Source organism: Actinosynnema sp. NPDC059335, assembly GCF_042752395.1.
GTDB lineage: Bacteria > Actinomycetota > Actinomycetes > Mycobacteriales > Pseudonocardiaceae > Actinosynnema.
Window position 1 is genome coordinate 21,693 of the sequence record NZ_JBHYXZ010000079.1, and the last position, 17,517, is coordinate 39,209.

Sequence of the window (17,517 nt, forward strand, 5' to 3'; positions counted from 1 at the left end):
ATGACCGACGGGACCGTGCTGAACGCGCCTCCACCCGAGCAGATCCGGGAAGAGCTGTTGGATCTCGTCCTGAGGGACCTCCTCGGACCGCTGGAGGGCGAGCAGGAGGAGTTCGCGCGCGAGGACCCGCTCGACCGCTATCCCTTGGGCAGACTTGCGCCACGTGGCGAGGTCATCGAGCCCGAGGCGCAGGACGACGATCTCCCCGAGGGACCAGCGGTCGAGCCGGAGGAGGGCGGCCAGGAGCCCAGCGCCCCGAACATGGCGAGCCTTGCGCTGTCGTCGGCAGGGTTCACCACGACCGTGGCTGGTGACACCGAAGTGCTGGAGGTCGGAGCCAAGTGGGGGCGATACGAGCGCGTCGCGGCGGAAACCGCGGAAGGGCTTCCTGACCGCGTCTGGCGCCGGGTCTCGATGGGCGGCACGGTGTCCGTGCGGCTGACCGAGGGGGCTCTGCTGCCCGTCGCGCCGGACCGCGGCGATCCTGAGGTCGTGATCCGGGGTCGGGCACGGCGCCACGACGGGCACTGGCTGGTGTCGCTGTTCCTGGAGAACCGACGACCTCGCGGAACGGGTCGTGCGCCCGCGAACTGGCTGTTTCAGGTAGAGCTGTCCGCCGCCGCGCCGGATCGGAGCGAGGTGTTCTTGCCGCGTCCCGACCTGGCCGCTAACGGTGACGACCTAGACCACGCCGAGCAGCGGCGGCTGGCGATGGCCTATCGGTTCAAGCCGGAGTTCGCCGTTGGTCACGGTGTTGCCGTGCACGCGGAACGCCGCACCGAACGATCCACGCGGGCCGTGCGGCTGACCACGCGCACCGTGCCACAGCACGAGGTGCCCGCCACCGACGTCCCGACTCCCGAGCTGGATGCCGACCTGACCACCCTGGGCGATCTCGTCCTCGACATGGCCAAGCTCGGCAAGCTCGCCGACGGTCCTGCCGACGGCCTGGTGGCGGCGCTGCGCCCGCTCAGCGAGGGGTACCGCGCGTGGATCGCGGACCGCGAGGCCGAGGTGGACGACCCTGCCACCGGGCTCGACGGCTATCGAGGTGAGGCGGAGGCGGCGCTAGCCGACGCCCGGCGCGCCGCGGAGCGCATCGAGGCCGGTATTGAGCTGCTCGGCACCGACGAGGCGGCGCGTCGGGCGTTCGGGTTCGCCAACCGTGCTATGGCGCTCCAGCGCCTCCACACAATCGCGGCCGACGAGCGCCGCCGGAACCCGGCCAAGTCGCTCAACGAGTTGGTCGACGCGGCGGACATCCCGCGCAACCGCAGCTGGCGGCCGTTCCAGCTCGCCTTCGTGCTGCTGAACCTGCCGTCCCTCGCCAACCCGGCGCACGCGGAGAGGTCCGACGACGCGGAGCTCGGCGTCGCCGACCTGCTCTGGTTCCCCACCGGTGGTGGTAAGACGGAGGCATACCTAGGGCTGACCGCGTTCACCCTGGCCGTCCGGCGGTTGCAGCCGACCCTGGGCGGGATGCGTGCCGACGACGGCGTGGCCGTGCTCATGCGGTACACCCTGCGCCTGCTGACCATCCAGCAGTTCGAGCGGGCGGCGATCCTGATCTGCGCGGCCGAGGTGCTGCGGCGCGCCGACGAGACCGCCTGGGGACGCGTGCCCTTCCGGATCGGGCTGTGGGTCGGTGGCCGGGTGACGCCGAACCGCACGGACCAGGTCGTCGAGTGGCTGCGGGAGGTGCGACGCTCCAGCGGGCGGCCGTCGTTCGGACAGGGCTCGCCGCACCAGCTCACCAGCTGCCCGTGGTGCGGCGCCCCGATCGACAAGGGCCGGGACATCGAAGTCGACGCGACCACGCGGCGGACCGTGATCAGCTGCTCGGACGTTTTCTGCCCGTTCGGTGTGGTGTCCGGGCCCGCCGACCCGACCCAGCGAGGGTTGCCGGTGCTCGTGGTGGACGAGGAGATCTACCGGTACCCGCCTTCGCTGGTGATCGCGACCGTCGACAAGTTCGCCCAGCTCGCCTGGAAGGGGGAGACCACAGCGCTGTTCGGCCGGGTGACCCGGCGGTGTGAACAGCACGGCTACCTCACCGAGGACCTGGAGCAGGCTGAGTGGGAGCGGGCGCGCCACCCCGGCCGAGTCGTCGGCGTCCGTCCGATCCGCCCGCCCGATCTGATCATCCAAGACGAGCTGCACCTCATCTCGGGACCGCTGGGCTCACTGGTCGGCCTGTACGAGACAGCGGTGGACCGGCTCGCCTCCTGGGAGCTGAACAGCGGGCGTTTCGTGCGCCCGAAGGTCGTCGCCTCAACCGCGACCGTTCGCCGCGCCAGCCGGCAGATCCGCGCGCTGTTCCACCGGCGCACCGAGGTGTTCCCACCATCAGGTGTGTCCATCGCGGACAGCTACTTCGCTCGCCAGCGCAGGACCTCCCGGGAGCCGGGCGACGGTTCGGAACCGGTCAAGCCCGGCCGGCTCTACATCGGTGTGTGCGCGCACGGCGCCCGGCTCAAGTCCACACTCATCCGGATCTACGTCTCCGTCCTCGGCGCCGCGCAGCGCATCCACGAGCGGTACGGGCCCAACGAGGTAACCGACCACTACATGACCCTGGTCGGCTACTTCAACAGCCTCCGCGACCTGGGTGGAATGCGCCGCCTGGTCGAGGACGACGTCAGCGCCAGGCTCGCCAGGGCCGATGCCCGCGGGCTGGCGCGACGGTACGACCCCAAGCAGAAGGAGCTGACCTCCCGGCTCGGCTCGGACGGCATCCGGCCGCTGCTGGACGAGCTGAAGATCCGGTTCACCGGCGGTCGCCGGCGCGGCGGTCCCGCGCCGATCGACGTTTTACTGGCCACGAACATGATCGCGGTCGGCGTCGACGTCTCGCGGCTCGGCGTCATGGTGGTGGCCAACCAGCCCAAGTCGACCGCCGAGTACATCCAGGCCACCAGCCGGGTCGGCCGCGACCTGCCGGGGCTGGTGTTCACGGTCTACAACTGGGCCCGCCCCCGCGACCTCTCGCACTACGAGACGTTCGAGCACTTCCACGAGACGTTCTACCGCCGGGTCGAAGGGCTGTCGGTCACCCCGTTCGCCGACCGCGCGATCGACCGGGGACTGACCGGCGTGCTGGTGGCGCTCGCGCGCAACTTGGAGCGGGCCTACAACGGCAACCTCCACGCCCAGGACTTCGACCGGCACTCGCCGCTCGCGGACCACGTCGTGCGCTTCCTCACCCGTCGCGCCGGCAGCGAGCCACGTCGGGTCGGCAGCCGGGTCACCGACGAACTCGACCAGCGTCTCGACATGTGGGCCACCCAGCGCGCGACACCCGGCCGCAGGCTCGCCTACGACCAGCCGCGCGTCAGCGACGACATCGCCGGGCTCCTGCGCAGACCGGAGCAGCCGCCGTGGAATCGCCTCACCGCGCCGACCTCGCTGCGAGACGTGGAGCCGGGCATCCAGCTCCTGCTCACCCCGGTGATCGACCCGTTGGAGGCGGAGCCGGTGTTCCGCCCGCCGACCGATCCGAACGCGGCTGAGCAGCCATCGCACGCCGAGGAGAACCGATGAACGCGCCCGCACAGCCGAGGGCGAGCCGTGTGGGCGCCCTCCGGCCCAACCAGCTGCTGCACAGCTACGGGGTCGGCGCGGTCGCCGACCTGCCGAACCTGTCGGTCGTGACGATGGGCCTGGACCGCTGGGACCTGCGCCACTCGGAGGAGGTAACCGAGGAACGCCTGCTGGCGGCGGTGCGCGGTCGGCTGGGGGTGCAGGTCGAGGCACTGCGCCGGCCGCCGTACCTACCTGAAACCAACGACCTGTTCGGCGACTGGACGCGGGTGGGTGTACCGGTAGGGCTGTTCCCCACCTGGCTCCGGTGCTCGGACACCCGGTGCAACCGGCTCGGCCGGGCCGACGGCGGGTTCTTCGAGCTAATCCATGATGTGTTCAACCCGGACCGCGTCCGCTACGTGCACTCGTGCCGAGGCGGCCGGACCACCCGGCCCGTCGCAGTTCCCGCCCGGTTCGTGCTCGCCTGCGGCAACGGCCACCTTGACGACTTCCCGTGGCTGTACTTCGCCCACGACGGGTTCACCCCGGAGAGCGGGCACTCGCTGCAGCTGATCGAGCGCGGTACGACTGGTGAGGCGGCCAACATCATCGTGCGCTGCGAGTGCGGCAACGAGCGCAGCATGGCACAGGCGCTGGGCACGGCCGGGGCCGAGCGACTGCCGGCCTGCCGGGGCAGGCACCCGCACCTGGGCACCTTCGGGGAGTGCGGGCTGTCCACCCGCACCCTCGTGCTCGGGGCCACCAACAGCTGGTTCGCGATGCAGTTGCGCGCGTTCAGCCTGCCGCGCTCCAGCGATCCGGTGGACCAGCTCGTCGGCGAGTACTGGGGGCTGCTCGGGCTCTTGGCCGCTTTGCCGGCGGCCACGGCGAAGACGCTGATGCGGACGCAGCGGTGCTGGCCGGAGCTGGAGCCCTACGGTGAGGACAAGGTGTGGGAGGCCATCCGGCGTCGGGCCAGCGGTCCAGTCGAGGAGGAGCCGGTCAACGCCTCCGACTTGTTGACCCCCGAGTGGGAGACGTTCACCGACAACCGGGAATACGGCCTGCCCGATTTCAGCACTCGGGTCACGGACCCGCCGCAGGACACGGAGCACTGGCTGGACAAGGTCGTGCTGGTGACCCGGCTCCGCGAGGTTTCCGCGCTGTACGGCTTCACGCGCATCGACGCCCCCGAGTGGGGGCCGTCGGGCAGCGCCGACCCCCGGTGCGCGCCGCTGGCGGAGGGCCGTCCGACTTGGGTTCCCTGTGCAGAGACGCGAGGGGAGGGCATCTTCTTCCAGTTCTCCCACCGCGCTCTGGCGGAATGGGCGCAGCGCGAGGCCGTGTGCGACCGCGAACGGCGGATCCTGATCCCTGCGCACGAGCAGTGGCGGGAGCGCCGGCGGCTTGACCCTGGGAACTGGCCGGGGAGCCGCTACGTCCTGCTGCACACGTTCGCCCACGCCATGATCCGCGAGCTCGCGCTGGAGTCCGGGTACAGCGCCTCCGGCATCGGCGAACGCATCTACGTCGACCCGGAGAACCCGGCGATGGCCGGCATCCTGCTCTACACGGCCGCACCGGACAGCGAGGGCACCCTGGGCGGGTTGGTGGCCTTGGGCGAGCAGAACAGCCTCGGCTCACTGATCAACCGCGCGCTGGACGCGGCCCGCCTGTGCAGCAGCGACCCCCTGTGCGCCGAACACGACCCGGGAGAGCACGCGAGGCTGTACGGCGCGGCGTGCCACGCCTGCCTGTTCGCCTCGGAGACTTCCTGCGAGCGGGGGAACCAGTACCTGGACCGGACACTGCTGGTCGACACGCTCGCCTCGGCGGGGTGCGGCTTCTTCGGATCGTGAACCCCGAGTTCGCGGCCCAGGTGGCGGCTCTCGCGCGGCAACTGTCCTCCAACCAGGTCGCCGCCTGGGGCGCCGTACTCGCCACGGCACCCGGACCGCTGCCGGACATCCAAGCGAAGCTCATCGACCGGACGTCCGGTATGGAGGCATCCACGTCGGCACGCCAACTGGTCGAGGTGTGGCAGCGGCAGGCGCCCCACCTGTCCGGTGAGGCGGTGGCACTCGCCCTTACAGCGGCGTCCGCGGCTCACGAGCAGGCCGAGCACGACCGGGCACGTCTGGTCGTCAGCGGTCCATCGACCGCCGCCGTGCCGGTCCGACTCACCAGTTCGGTAGTCGTCGGATTAGTGCGAGCGGCCACCCGTAAGCTGCTGGTCGTAAGTTTCGCCGCGTACGGCGTGGCTGACGTGGTGCGTGAGCTGACCTCGGCCGCCGCCCGAGGAGTACGTCTGGACCTGGTGTTGGAAACGTCCACGGCGATGGGTGGGGGATTACGCGGCACCGGCGCCGCCGACGCTTTCGCCGCTCTGCGTGACGTGGCGACTTTCTGGCACTGGCCGACGTCGCACCGCCCGGTAAGAGCCTCCCTGCACGCCAAAGTCGTCGTCGCCGACGCTGAAGTGGCCCTGCTCGGCAGCGCCAACCTCACCGACCGTGCGCTGTCGGACAACATCGAGGTCGGTGTGCTGTCCCGTGACCGCGGATTCGCGAACAGACTCGACCGCCACTTCCGGGCGCTGATGCGGCCAGAGACGCGGTGCTTGAGTCCGCTGGAAGTATCCTGAGAACCGCTACCGACCGCCTTCCCAGGCCTAGGTGATCAGGAAGCGGAGACGACCGGCTTCCCTCGCAGCGCCTTCGTCTTGTCGACGGCTCGCCTTTGCACCGAAACGAGGTGCTCAGAAGCAGATAACCGCTCGTTAGCGGATCAGGTCCCATGCACTGACATCCAGTTCGGCGAAGACGAGCAGCTCGTCGACCGAATGGAAAGGGAGCGGGTGCTGTTGGCGGGCGCATTCGATCTGCTCGGCGGCGCGGCCGTTGAGTCCGCAGCACTGCACGATGACCGACGGTGGTGCGGTGTTGATGCCGACCAGGCCGCCGTCGTCGTACTGCCATGGCGGGTCCGGTCGGCCGATCCGGAGGTCCTGCGCGAGTGCCGGGTCGCGTGCGACGGGTGCGCGGGCTTCCTCTCCTTTGGCCCGCAGAACCGGTGCTGCGGCGACAGCAGCGACGCGTGGGATGAGGAGTTCCAGGTCGTCTACAACCCGGACTATCCGGCGGGCTCTGGATTTCCGGACGAGGCGACGGCTGCGGCATGGCACGATCGGGGCGCACGATTGGCCGGGCGGTTGGCGTCTGCACCTCGGTTGCAACCAAGTTCCACACCGCACTGGGGAACGCATGTTCGATGTTCGAGTCCGTCCTCTGCCGTCATTCACGCTGCGATGTGTGGAGCAAATCTGGAGCAGGTGATGGGGTTGAACGGCGTGCGACGGCTCTGAACGGCGACGAACGGAACCGGCTGACGTGCTGGTTCTCTGTTTGCGCTGGTCAGGGAAACGGCCGAACCACGCTGGCAGAGTGAGGGTCAGCTCGTGTTGGCCGCGCTTCGTCGCAGTCGGCATTACGGGATGATTAGGTTGTGGTTCCCGATCCACTCGGTTCGGGAGGAAACTCGTCGGTCTCGCCCATCCCGATGGCGGCGTGGCGCAGTCGTTGAAGCGCATCGCGTTCAGCGTCCGGGATCGTCATCGACTCGGCCAGCACGGCGGCGAGGGCGTTTGCTCGGGTGTTGTCAATGTCGGTGTGGAAGAGCCACCGGATGTTCTCGTCGCGGGTGATGAGGTCGATCGCCAGGCGTGCGGTCTTGTCCTGCGTGGTCGTCGTGCGGACGTATCGGACTTGGTCGATGGGGATCTCTTGACCGGTCTCGGCTTGCTCGAGGAATGCGCTTGTCCTGGCCGTGATGATGCGGCGATCCGTGACGGCGATAACTGTTTTCGCCGAGGATTTGTCCATTGCCGACGCCAGCATGTCCTTGGCTCCGCCGACGATCGCGGATACGGGGTCGGAGCTGTCGGGCTGGTCGGGGAAGGCGAGGGCGCGCAGGGTCTCGCCGTCCTCGAAGAACCATCGCAGGATGCGGAGGTACGGCTCCGGATCCAGCGACTCGGGTGCGCAGACGACGTCGGGAGCTTCGAGCGGAGGGGTCGGTGGATGGAGGGCGTCGGCGAGGGGTTGGATCGCCTCCAGGAGGCGGGCGGTGGTTTCGCGGGCTGCCTTCACGTCTTTCCGCCTTCCCGGCAGCGGCCAGGTGTCGGGGAGGCGGAGTTCGATGCTGATGCGCAGTTCCCGCGTCAGCGCGTCGACAAGGCTTGTTGTCTCGGCGAGAGTGGAGTCGAACTCCGCTCGGGTGTCGCGCGCGATGACCTCGGCGTAGTGCGCCTCGGCGGCGTCTTCGCGTCCGGCGGCTCTCGCTCTTGCGGCACGAAGGGCGTGGTAGCCGGTCCATGCGTGGAGAGAGGACAGGAGGGCGTGGACGTCGAAGGCTATCGCCTCGGCGTTCGTCCGCAGATAATCGCGGCGGTCGCGGGTGTCCGTCCGACCGATCTCCGCGACGTGGTCGCGGACGTTCCGCTGGTACAGCTCGAGCTGCTTGTGCAGCAGCGCTCCGCTGCCCGCGACGTCGTCCCACAGGGACGTCGGGACCGACTCGATCTCGCGCGCCTGGTCGACCGCCCGCTCGATGGCGGCGACGAGCCCTTTCAGCTCGGCCCACTGGTCCTTGCGGAGGGCGGTGAGGACCTGGTTCGTCACCTCGAGGTTGGTCCTGACGAGGCCCGAGATTTCGCTCAGCATCACCTGGAGGGCGATCATGGCCAGCGCCGGTCCGACCGACGCGGCGACCTGCGCCTTGCTCAGCGCGGTCACGGGGTAGAAGCGGGCCTGGTGCACGATGCGTCCGGAGACCATCACCGCGCCGAGGTTGCCGCCGTCCTTGGCGGCGAGCGTCGCGCCGCTGTTCAGCAGGGCCTGCGCCGTGGTGCCGATCCTGAAGAGTCCCTGCACGCCGGCGAACGCGTTCCCGAAGTTGCCGACCACGGTCGCCGCGTTGCCGATCGAGGCCAGGATCGCTGAGATCTGCTTGCGGTCGCCGGCCGGCACGATCCCGAAGTCGATCAGGTCGGGCTTCAGCTCGGCCGGGACCTCACCCGCGACGACAGCCACTCCTGGAAGCACCTCCACCAGGACCGTCGTCGGGTCGGACGCACCGGGTAAGTCAGCGGTATCGCTGCGGGCGTTCTGCCCGGGCGCGGCGATCTCCATCGACTCCGAAGGATCCTGCATGCGATCTCCTCCCGCGGGCTCGCGCAACGGCCGGACTTCCTCGGTGTTGGCCGCCGGAGTCTACGGCCCGATGCCACTCGGGTCCGGGAAGTGATGGGGTGGTGAGGTCTTCAGCGCTGCGCCGGGTGGCACCGCCGTGGCCCCGGAGGTGGTGGCCAACCCGTACACCAGGCGCTCGGCGACGCGGCTCAGGCTTTGGCGCGTCGGCGGGCCGTTTCGTCCAGGAGTTCGCCCACGGTGCGCCGTGGTGGTGCGGTGTGGCCGGTGGTGTGGTCGCGGAACCGGCGGAGGAGGTCCAGGCGGACGGTTGTGGCTTGGTCTTGGATGACGCGGAGTAGCAGGCGGTCCTTCTCGGGTTCGGGTAGGGCGGCGAGCCAGGCGGCGAGTTCGGTCGGGTCGTCGGTGGGCTCGTGGAGCGGTGGGCCGGCTTCGGCGGCGACGGTGAGCAGGTCGTTGTCGAGGCGGAGGAAGTCGGCCAGGGCGCGTTGTGGGGCGGTGAGGGTGCGCAGGCCCGGAGGCACCGGTGGTTCCTGGTGGTTGTCGGCGTCGCGGTCGAAGGCGTCTTCGTCGCGTTCCCAGGCGCCGTAGCCGGCCAGCCATGCCAGGTACAGCGGGCGGTGGTCGCCCGTGGCGAGTTCGGCTCGGACGCCGACGATGGTGGACAGCGCGTCCTCCAGGTCGTAGTCCGACTCGTCGGTCTCGTCGTGGCTGTGCAGGTCGAGGACGAGGTGTGTGTCCGTCATCCAGGCGTCGACCTGCTCCTCGACGAGGTAGGGCTCGACCGCGTCCAGGTCGAGCACGGTGCGGGGCACGCGCAGCATGAGGCGTCGGGTGCCCCAGTCGGCGAAGTAGAGGTGCGCGTCGTAGTAGTCCTCGACCAACCGGTCCGGGTCACCGCGGAAGTCGCCCCAGTGGTACTCGTTGACGAACGTGGTGGCGGTGATCTCGGCACGGGTCGACAGCGCGCGCACGTCGTCCTGTGCCCGCGCGTCGAGCGGCTGGTCCACCGCGACGAACTCGTAGTACTGGTACTCGCTCAACGCCTGCCCCATGCGGTCGTGTGGAAGCCCGGATCCGTCCCCGTGCGGGAGAACGGGTATCGGATCCGACGAAGGGTAGCGCCGGCGGGTGTCCCGGTGGACGGGTTCGACAGGTTCCGGGGGTTCTTTCCCGGCCGTTCGGGGGTGAGCGCGCGGTACCGCGGTGCGCTTCCGGTCTGCGTTTGTCCAGTTTTTGGCCCGTGCGGAGCCGATTGCCCACTTTTCTGTCTTTTTTCGGAGCGGGATCCGTGCCTAGGATTTGCCGCGTGTCCGGCTACGAGTTCGACTTGTTCATCAGCTATGCCCGACGTGGCAATGTGCAGAAATGGCTGCTGAACCACTTCTACGAGAAACTGACGGATTGTCTGGCCGACCAGCTCGCCCCGACTCCGAAGGTCTACGTCGACAAGGAGATGCCGCGTGCGGTGCACTGGCCGTCCAGCCTGCGGCACGCGTTGCGGCACAGCAAGATCATGATCCAGCTGCTCACCCCGCAGTACTTCGAGTCCGCGTGGTGCATGGCCGAGTGGCACAGCATGTTGGAGCGGGAGAGGATGCTGGGCCTGGCCAGTCCGGAAAGACCCCAGGGGCTGGTCGTGCCGATCCTGTTCGCGGATTCGGAGAACTTCCCGTTGGAGGGGAAGGTCCGCGCCTGGCTCGACTTCAAGGATTACGCCTATCCCGATCCGGTGTACCAGCAGACCCACGATTACGTCCGCTTCCACCGTGAGGTCAACAAGCTGGCCGCCGATCTCGCGGCCCTGATCCAGCAGGCCCCGCCCTGGCAACCGGACTGGCCCGACGTGGATCCGCCCAACCCCGTGCTGTCCCCCTCACCTCCTCTGCCGAGGTTCTGATGACCACAGGGACCGTCATCACCTTCTACTCCTACAAGGGCGGGGTCGGCCGGAGTTTCACGCTCGCCAACGTCGCCGTGCTGCTGGCCCGCTGGGGTTACCGCGTGCTCGCCGTCGACTGGGACCTCGAAGCCCCCGGTCTGCACCACTACTTCAAGTCGGTGATGGCCGAGGAGCCCGAGGGCGGGGTGATCGACCTCGCCTACGACTTCCTCGCGGGCGCGACGCACCCCCGTCCGCACGCGGTGCGGGTCAACGTCGAGGGGAACACCCTCTCGTTGCTGGCCGCGGGCCGGAACGACAGCTCGTACACGGAGCGGATGCAGCGCATCGACTGGGAGGACCTGTACCGGCGCGAGTTCGCCGACTTCCTGGAGCGCTGCCGCGCGCAGTGGACCGAGGAGTACGACTTCGTGCTGATCGACAGCCGGACCGGCATCTCGGACATCGCCGGCATCTGCACCGCGCAACTGCCCGACCGGCTGGCCGTCCTGTTCACCGCCAACGAGCAGAACCTCAAGGACATCGTGGACGTGGTGCGCCGCGCCGACACCGCCCGCGACCGCCTGCCCTACGACCGGCCTCGACACCTGGTGCTGCCGATCCTGTCCCGGCTGGACAGCTCGGTGGAGTACGAGCGCGCCGAGGAGTGGCGGCGCAGGTGCACCGAGGTCGTCGCCCCGTTCTTCCGCAACTGGCTGGTCAAGAGCGTGCCGGAAGACCGGATGCTGCGCCATCTCACGTTGCCGTACGTCTCCTACTGGAGCTTCGGCGAGCAGTTGTCCGTGCTGGAGGAGCAGGTCCCGTCGGCCGGGCAGGTGTCCTTCGCGCTGGAGACGGTGGCGGCCGTGCTCGCGCAGCAGTTCGACCGCACCGACGTGCTGGACGACAACCGGGACGCCTACGTGGCGTCGGCGCGGGATCGGCACCGGGGGTTCGAGCTGGATCTGCTGGTGTCGAGCCCGCGGTCGGCGTTGTCCGTCGCGGACCGGTTGGTCGAGGAGTTGCGCGGCCTCGACGTGCGGGTCGAGCGGTCGTCGTCGGGGGACCTCGAGATCCTCGAGCGGACCAGCGAGTTGGCCGAGCACCTGTGCCTGGTGGTGGACCGCGAGTTGAGCCGGTGGCAGGTCACCGAGGTGGAGCGGTTCCTGCGGCACACCATCGGGCCGGACGGTGGGCAGCGGCGGTTGTTCTGCGTGCTCACCGACGGCACGGACCCCGAGGACCTGCCCGGCTTCCTGCGCAACCTCCGTCACCTGGAGTTCGGGCCGGGGGTGGCGCGGGAGCTGCACGGCATGATCACCGGCGCGGTCGACCGGGACACCGACGCCCTGCGCAACGCGGCTTCCGCGCTGCGGGCCGTGCCGGAGCGGTTGCCGTCCGTCGGCCGCTTGTCGCTGGTCGAGGAGACCGTGCACGGCATGGCGACCGCGCTGGACAACGGCGACCTGGCGGCGTTGCGGGACTTCTCGGCCGACCTCGGCGTGCTGTCCAAGTCGCACGCGGACGACGGCCGGTTCATCGCCTCCCACGGCCTGCTGGCCGACATCAAGACCCTCCTCGACCGGATCGACCGTCGGATCGACGCGTCCACCAACTGAAAGGCGGCACCATGCCGGAGAAGTTCGGAACCCAGGAACAAGCCGCGCTGTTCATGCTCATGCGGCTGAACCGGGACGTGCTGAACACCGAGCTGACGAAGGAGAACGTCAGGCTCACGGTGCCCGGACGGAACAAGTTGAACAAGGCTGGTCTCATCGCATCCGACACGAGCGCCAAGCCGTATGTGCACCGGATCACCGAGGACGGCATTCGCTGGTGCGAGGAAGCAATTGCCGCAGTCGAAGCACCTTCCGGGACGGGAGCCCTGGTGCGGGAGATGTTCGGAGTACTGAGGAGCATTGTCCCGCTCCTCCGGCGGCACGGCATCGGCCTCGTCGATATCTACCGCTCCGGCGCGGACCTGGAGTCGGTGATCCGGGCCGCGTACCAGGCGCTGTCGGTGAAGCCGCAGGACTGGGTCCGGCTCGCCCGGTTGCGGCCGGAGCTGAACGGCGCGGACCGGGACGAGGTGGACGCCGTGCTGCTGGAGATGTTCAAGAACGGCGAGATCCACCTGGTGCCCGAGTCCAACCGCAAGGCGCTGACGGAGGCCGACCACGAAGCGGCGATCCGGATCGGCAGCGAGGACAAGCACCTCATGGCGATCGAGGAATCATGACCGAGCAGCAACGCGAGGCGCTGGCGGCGCTGCGCTTCAACTCCGCCCTGACGCCGGACGACGTCTGGCACACCTCGCCGTCCCACGTCGAAGGGCTGCACGTCAGCGCGGAGCGCCGCATCCGGGCCGGTATCGCGGATGCCGCCGCGAGCACCGGTTCCAGTCCGATCGGCCTGGTGCTCCAAGGGCAGAAGGGCGTCGGGAAGACGCACCTGCTCGGTTCGGTCCGGCGCATGGTGCAGGGGGAGGGCGGCTACTTCTTCCTGGTCGAGCTGACGACGGGCGCGAAGTTCTGGCACGACGTCGCCAACGCGATGCGCAGCGAGCTGCGCCGGTCCACCGACGACGGAGAACTCCAGCTCACCGTGCTGCTGCGGCAGCTGTGCGAGCGGGCGGGCGTGCCCGGTGTGGTGGCGGGGGCTATCCGGGGCGACGTGCCGCTCACGCCCGATCACCTGCGCAAGTTCCTCCACCAGTTGAGCGGCCTGGACAGCCGGGTGGTGGTCGAGTGCGGCGACACGATCCGGGCGTTGGTGCTCTACGCCTCCGAGCACTTCGACATCGGCCTCGCCTACTTGCAGGGAGTGGAGGACTCGGGCGACGAGCGCCGGCACTGGGGCCTGCAGAGCAGGCCGAAGGGACCGCGCGCGCTCGTCCGGGACATCTCGCACGTGCTCGCCCTGACCGGCCCGAGCGTCGTCGCGATCGACCAGTTGGACACGTTGGTCAACCGGAGCCAGGACCTCACCGGCGAGGGAGGGACGAACGCGGAGCTGGTCCAGGAACTCGCGGTGATCTCCGACGGGTTGATGCAGCTCCGGGAGACGACCCGGCGGACGCTGTCCATCGTCGCGTGCCTGCCCCACACCTGGAAGCAGCTGCACGCGATCGCGAGCGACACGGTGTCCGACCGGTTCACCGAAACCCCGTTCCTGGGTTCGATCACGGACGCCGGAATCGGTCGGACGCTGGTCGGCCGGTGGCTCGGCGTGGTCTACCAGCGCATCGGCTTCACCCCTCCGCACCCGACCTGGCCGGTATCACCGGACGCGTTCGGTCGCGCGTGGATGCCCCAGACTCCTCGGCAGATGCTCCGGGCCGTCCACTCGCACGCCGAGGCGTGCCTGCACGGTGAGATCCGGGAGTTGACCTCCTTCCACGAGAAGCCCGTCGAGCCGCGCCCGCCGGACGACGTGGTCGAGGTGGAGGCCGACTACCTCCAGGAGTTCGACACCCGGTTCGAGCGGTTGAAGGAGAAGGCGGAGATCACGGCGGGCGAGTTGAAGTTGCACAACGAGGACGACGTGATGCCGGGGCTGTTGCTGGCCGGGCTCAAGTCGTGGATCAACGAGGTCGGCAATGACGACATGGCGTGGCAGGCAGAACAGCTCCACGGGGGCGGCGACCTGCACGCCCGGCTGCGCCGCACGCTGAACGAGGACCTGGACACCGACGAGCGCTGGGGGTTCCGGCTCATCGCCAGCGCGCACGGCCGGTCGGTGCTGAACCGGATGCGGAAGGTGCGGGACGCGGCGCAGGTTGGTGCGCGGAACCGGCACCTGGTCCTGCTCGGCAACGGCAACGGCGGGTGGAACGGCGCGAAGACGCGCGCGGAGTTGGCCGAGTTGCAGCAGACCGGTGGCCGGCGGATCGACATCTCCGACGACGACCTGCGGACGCTCAGCGCGTTGAAGGAGATGCTGTCCACGCAGACGCACCAGCTGTTGGCGTGGTTGATGGCCCGGAAGCCCGCCAGCCGGACGACGTTCCTGCGGGAGGTGCTGCCCCAGCCGGGGCGGTCGGCGGCAAGCCACCAGGAGACGCGGCCGCCGCCCGTGGAACCGGTCGCGCCGGGGGAGCACGTCACGCCGGTGGGGGAAGCGGTCGAGGTGCCGGCAGCGGCGCTGTCGTCGACGGAGATCGCGCTCGGCCTGCGTGGTGAGATCCGGATCGGGTTGGAGTCGTTGCGCAAGCACGCCATCGTGTTCGCGGGTTCCGGCAGCGGCAAGACGGTGCTGCTCCGGCGGATCGTCGAGGAGTGCGCCCTGCGGGGGGTGTCGGCGATCGTGCTGGACCCGAACAACGACCTGGCGCGGCTCGGGGACGCGTGGCCGGAGCCGCCCGCGGACTGGTTGCCCGGTGACGCCGACCGCGCCGCCGAGTACGTGGCGAACACCGAGGTGGTGGTGTGGACGCCCGGCCGCGCCGGTGGCCGGCCGCTCAGCTTCCACCCGTTGCCCGACTTCGCCGAGGTGCGCGGGGACGCGGACGAGTTCACCGCCTCGGTCGAGGCCGCGGTGGCCCGGCTCATCCCGCACGTCAGGCTGGGTGGCGGTTCGAAGACGGCGGTGCGCGGCCAGGCGGTGCTGCGGGAGGCGCTCACGCACTACGCCCGCACGGGCGGGCGGGACCTGGCGGCGTTCATCGAGGTGCTGGACGACCTGCCGGAAGGGGTGAGCAAGCTCAGCACCGCCCGGGCGACGGGCGCGGACCTGGCGGAGACGTTGCGCGCGGCCATGGTCAACGACCCGTTGCTCGGCGGCGCGGGCGAGCCCACGGACCCGGCCGTGCTGTTCACCCCCACGCCGGGCAAACGGGCGCGGATCTCGGTGATCAGCTTCGTCGGGTTGCCGTCGGAGGAGCAGAAGCAGGGGTTCGTCAGCCAGCTCCAGCTGGAGGTCTTCGCCTGGGTCAAGCGCAACCCCGCGGCGGACCGGCCGCTCGGCGGCCTGGTGGTGATGGACGAGGCGCAGACCATCGCGCCGTCCGGCGGGTGGACGGCGAGCACGCAGAGCACGATCCTGCTGGCGTCGCAGGCCCGCAAGTACGGGTTGGGCCTGCTGCTGGCCACGCAGGCGCCGAAGGGCGTGCACAACCAGGTCGTCGGCAACGCGACGACGCAGTTCTTCGGCAGGCTGAACAGCCCGGCGCAGATCAACGCGGCCACCGAGATGGCCCGGGCCAAGGGCAGTTCGGTGGGTGACATCTCGCGGCTGGAGCGCGGCCAGTTCTACGTCACGGGCGAGACCTTCGGGTTCCGCCTGATGCGGACGCCGCTGTGCCTGAGCCACCACCCGCCCAGCCCGCTGCGGCTGGAGGAGGTGCTGGACCGGGCGCGCGACGGCGGCCGGTGAGCACGACGAGGAGCGCTCCCCACCCGGGAAGGGTGGGGAGCGCTCCTCGTCCCACGCTCAGCCGACGGTCGAGGCGAGCACCGCGTCGATCCGCTCCCACAACGCGGTGAACAGCTCCTCCCGGCGGTACGCGTGCGGCGCGCCACCGCCGCCCAGCACCGAGAAGTCGTGCACCTCCAGCACGGCCGCGCCCACGCCGGTGTCGTAGACCGGCCGGGCCCAGCCGTTGGTGAGGGCCGCGCCGTCCGGCCGGCCGACCACGAAGTTGACCGTCTCGTCGCCGCCGATCCCGCCGCGCTGGATGTCGAGCGCGTACACGGTGTCGCCCGCCCGCTCGACCCGCACGGCGATCCGGGTCTCGCCGACGTGCGCGGTGCCGACGAACCCGCGCGCGGTCAGCCGGGGCAACGCCGCGGCGAACTGCTCGGCCAGGTAGCGCAGCGTCGCGTCCTGCTCGGCGTAGCGGCTGAAGGTGGCCGGCACGACCGGCTCGGGCTCCTCCTCCGCCGGGGCGACGTCCTTGACGCCGGTCACCACGTCGGTGATCGACGCCCGCTGCCACCCGGCCGCCTCCGCCGTCTCGATCCGACCGACCAGCGCGTCGGTGAGCTGGTCCGGCCGCTGCACGGTGCCGCGCAGGTAGGCGACGTGCGGGTGCAGCAGCTCCGGCGGCACGGCCACGTCGCCGAGCAGCACCGGCAGCACGTGCTCGTCTCCGGCCTTCACCGCGCGCAACGCGGCCGTGGTGAACTCGTCGACCTCGGACACGAACGGGACGAAGAACCGCACCCGCGCGTCCGGCAGGTCGCCGCCGTCCTTGTGCGCCCACCACTCGTGGGTCTGCTCGGGCCCGTGCAGCACGGTCAGCCCGCGCTGCCGGAACGCCTCGACCACGTCCTCGACCGCGGAGCGCTGCTCCTCGGCGAACGACACGGCCACGTCGTACTCGCTCACGATCGAACCTCCTGTCCACGCCGGTGCGGTGGCCGGCTCGTCTGGTCCGCGGGGCACAGCATCGGGACCGCGTGTCGACCGGAAGTGGACGAGGAGTGGATGCGCCCCGTGTCCCGTTGGCCGCGCGCCCGGGAAACGGGCAACACCTGGTCCGCGCGCGTCCGCCGGTGAACCATTGTGGTGCGGGCGAAATGAAAAGGGAATCGCCCCGGACAACATTCACCGATTCGCAGTGGAGGACAGTCGTGTCCATTTTCGAGTCCCGTTTCGCGGTCCGGACCGGATTGTCGTTGGCCGTTCTCGGCGCGGTCGTCGCGGTGTTCGCGGCCGGTGGCGGCGCGTCGGCGTCGTCCTTCGAGGAGTGCCCGCCGCCGAGCACCACCACGGTCACCGTCGGTCCCGACGGCAACCCGTGGTACGGGTGACCGCAGAAATGCGCCCCCGACGCCGCCGCGCGCGCACCCGCGCGGGGCCCGCGCGGGGGGGGGGCGCCGCCCGCGCGCCGCCCCCGCGCTCGGGACCCGGCCCCCCCCCCCCCCCCCCCCCCCCCCCCCCGCCCGCCCGCGGGCGGTAGGGGGC

General features: G+C 70.1%; 12 protein-coding genes. 8 read left to right on the forward strand and 4 right to left on the reverse strand.

Going from position 1 to position 17,517, the window contains the following annotated elements; genetic code table 11:
* Genes drmA through drmC form a run of 3 tightly spaced genes read left to right on the forward strand, consistent with a single transcriptional unit; the run spans position 1 to position 6,166 of the window.
* On the forward strand, positions 1 to 3,540 hold the full coding sequence (gene drmA / locus ACFXGA_RS23720) for a DISARM system helicase DrmA (RefSeq protein ID WP_378091140.1): 3,540 nt from the start codon (positions 1 to 3) through the stop codon (positions 3,538 to 3,540).
* Entirely contained in the window at positions 3,537 to 5,381 is a 1,845-nt protein-coding gene (gene drmB, locus ACFXGA_RS23725) for a DrmB family protein (protein WP_378091142.1), read from the forward strand. The genes drmA and drmB overlap by 4 nt, the downstream gene beginning before the upstream one ends.
* A complete protein-coding gene (gene drmC / locus ACFXGA_RS23730; RefSeq protein ID WP_378091144.1) occupies positions 5,378 to 6,166 on the forward strand; it encodes a DISARM system phospholipase D-like protein DrmC in 789 nt (262 codons plus the stop codon). Before drmB ends, drmC begins: the two co-directional genes overlap by 4 nt.
* Positions 6,167 to 6,301: 135 nt before the next feature.
* Here drmC and ACFXGA_RS23735 read toward each other — a convergent pair whose 3' ends face one another.
* From ACFXGA_RS23735 to ACFXGA_RS23745, 3 genes are all read right to left on the reverse strand, one after another.
* Positions 6,302 to 6,706: a hypothetical protein gene (locus ACFXGA_RS23735; RefSeq protein ID WP_378091146.1), complete on the reverse strand. Its 405-nt coding sequence runs from the start codon at positions 6,704 to 6,706 to the stop codon at positions 6,302 to 6,304.
* A 313-nt stretch (positions 6,707 to 7,019) separates the two neighbouring features.
* Positions 7,020 to 8,732: a hypothetical protein gene (locus ACFXGA_RS23740; RefSeq protein WP_378091148.1), complete on the reverse strand. Its 1,713-nt coding sequence runs from the start codon at positions 8,730 to 8,732 to the stop codon at positions 7,020 to 7,022.
* Between the two features lie 188 nt (positions 8,733 to 8,920).
* Positions 8,921 to 9,784, reverse strand: a complete 864-nt coding sequence (locus ACFXGA_RS23745; protein ID WP_378091150.1) for a hypothetical protein — start codon at positions 9,782 to 9,784, stop codon at positions 8,921 to 8,923.
* Positions 9,785 to 10,038: 254 nt separating this feature from the next.
* On the opposite strand from ACFXGA_RS23745, the gene ACFXGA_RS23750 reads away from it, so the two are divergent.
* The 4 genes from ACFXGA_RS23750 to ACFXGA_RS23765 are packed head-to-tail and all read left to right on the forward strand — an operon-like array spanning position 10,039 to position 15,984.
* A complete protein-coding gene (locus ACFXGA_RS23750) occupies positions 10,039 to 10,629 on the forward strand; it encodes a toll/interleukin-1 receptor domain-containing protein (RefSeq protein ID WP_378091152.1) in 591 nt (196 codons plus the stop codon).
* Entirely contained in the window at positions 10,629 to 12,230 is a 1,602-nt protein-coding gene (locus tag ACFXGA_RS23755) for a tyrosine-protein kinase family protein (protein ID WP_378091154.1), read from the forward strand. The genes ACFXGA_RS23750 and ACFXGA_RS23755 overlap by 1 nt, the downstream gene beginning before the upstream one ends.
* An 11-nt stretch (positions 12,231 to 12,241) precedes the next feature.
* Positions 12,242 to 12,850 carry a hypothetical protein gene (locus ACFXGA_RS23760; protein WP_378091156.1) on the forward strand — a complete coding sequence of 203 codons (609 nt, stop codon included), beginning with the start codon at positions 12,242 to 12,244 and terminating at the stop codon, positions 12,848 to 12,850.
* Complete coding sequence (locus ACFXGA_RS23765; RefSeq protein ID WP_378091158.1) at positions 12,847 to 15,984, forward strand: helicase HerA domain-containing protein; 3,138 nt, start codon at positions 12,847 to 12,849, stop codon at positions 15,982 to 15,984. The genes ACFXGA_RS23760 and ACFXGA_RS23765 overlap by 4 nt, the downstream gene beginning before the upstream one ends.
* Before the next feature lie 57 nt (positions 15,985 to 16,041).
* On the opposite strand, the gene ACFXGA_RS23770 is transcribed toward ACFXGA_RS23765, so the two are convergent.
* Positions 16,042 to 16,938, reverse strand: coding sequence for a hypothetical protein (locus ACFXGA_RS23770; protein WP_378091160.1), 897 nt, complete (start codon positions 16,936 to 16,938; stop codon positions 16,042 to 16,044).
* 245 nt (positions 16,939 to 17,183) lie between these two features.
* On the opposite strand from ACFXGA_RS23770, the gene ACFXGA_RS23775 reads away from it, so the two are divergent.
* Positions 17,184 to 17,363, forward strand: coding sequence for a hypothetical protein (locus tag ACFXGA_RS23775; protein WP_378091163.1), 180 nt, complete (start codon positions 17,184 to 17,186; stop codon positions 17,361 to 17,363).
* The last annotated feature ends 154 nt before the right edge of the window (positions 17,364 to 17,517 follow it).

Bases quoted from the DNA above. Each gene is read 5' to 3' on its own strand.
- ACFXGA_RS23740 (WP_378091148.1), bottom strand. From the start codon at position 8,732: ATGCAGGATCCTTCGGAGTCGATGGAGATCGCCGCGCCCGGGCAGAAC.
- drmA (WP_378091140.1), top strand. From the start codon at position 1: ATGACCGACGGGACCGTGCTGAACGCGCCTCCACCCGAGCAGATCCGG.
- ACFXGA_RS23765 (WP_378091158.1), top strand. From the start codon at position 12,847: ATGACCGAGCAGCAACGCGAGGCGCTGGCGGCGCTGCGCTTCAACTCC.
- ACFXGA_RS23755 (WP_378091154.1), top strand. From the start codon at position 10,629: ATGACCACAGGGACCGTCATCACCTTCTACTCCTACAAGGGCGGGGTC.
- ACFXGA_RS23760 (WP_378091156.1), top strand. From the start codon at position 12,242: ATGCCGGAGAAGTTCGGAACCCAGGAACAAGCCGCGCTGTTCATGCTC.
- ACFXGA_RS23745 (WP_378091150.1), bottom strand. From the start codon at position 9,784: ATGGGGCAGGCGTTGAGCGAGTACCAGTACTACGAGTTCGTCGCGGTG.
- drmB (WP_378091142.1), top strand. From the start codon at position 3,537: ATGAACGCGCCCGCACAGCCGAGGGCGAGCCGTGTGGGCGCCCTCCGG.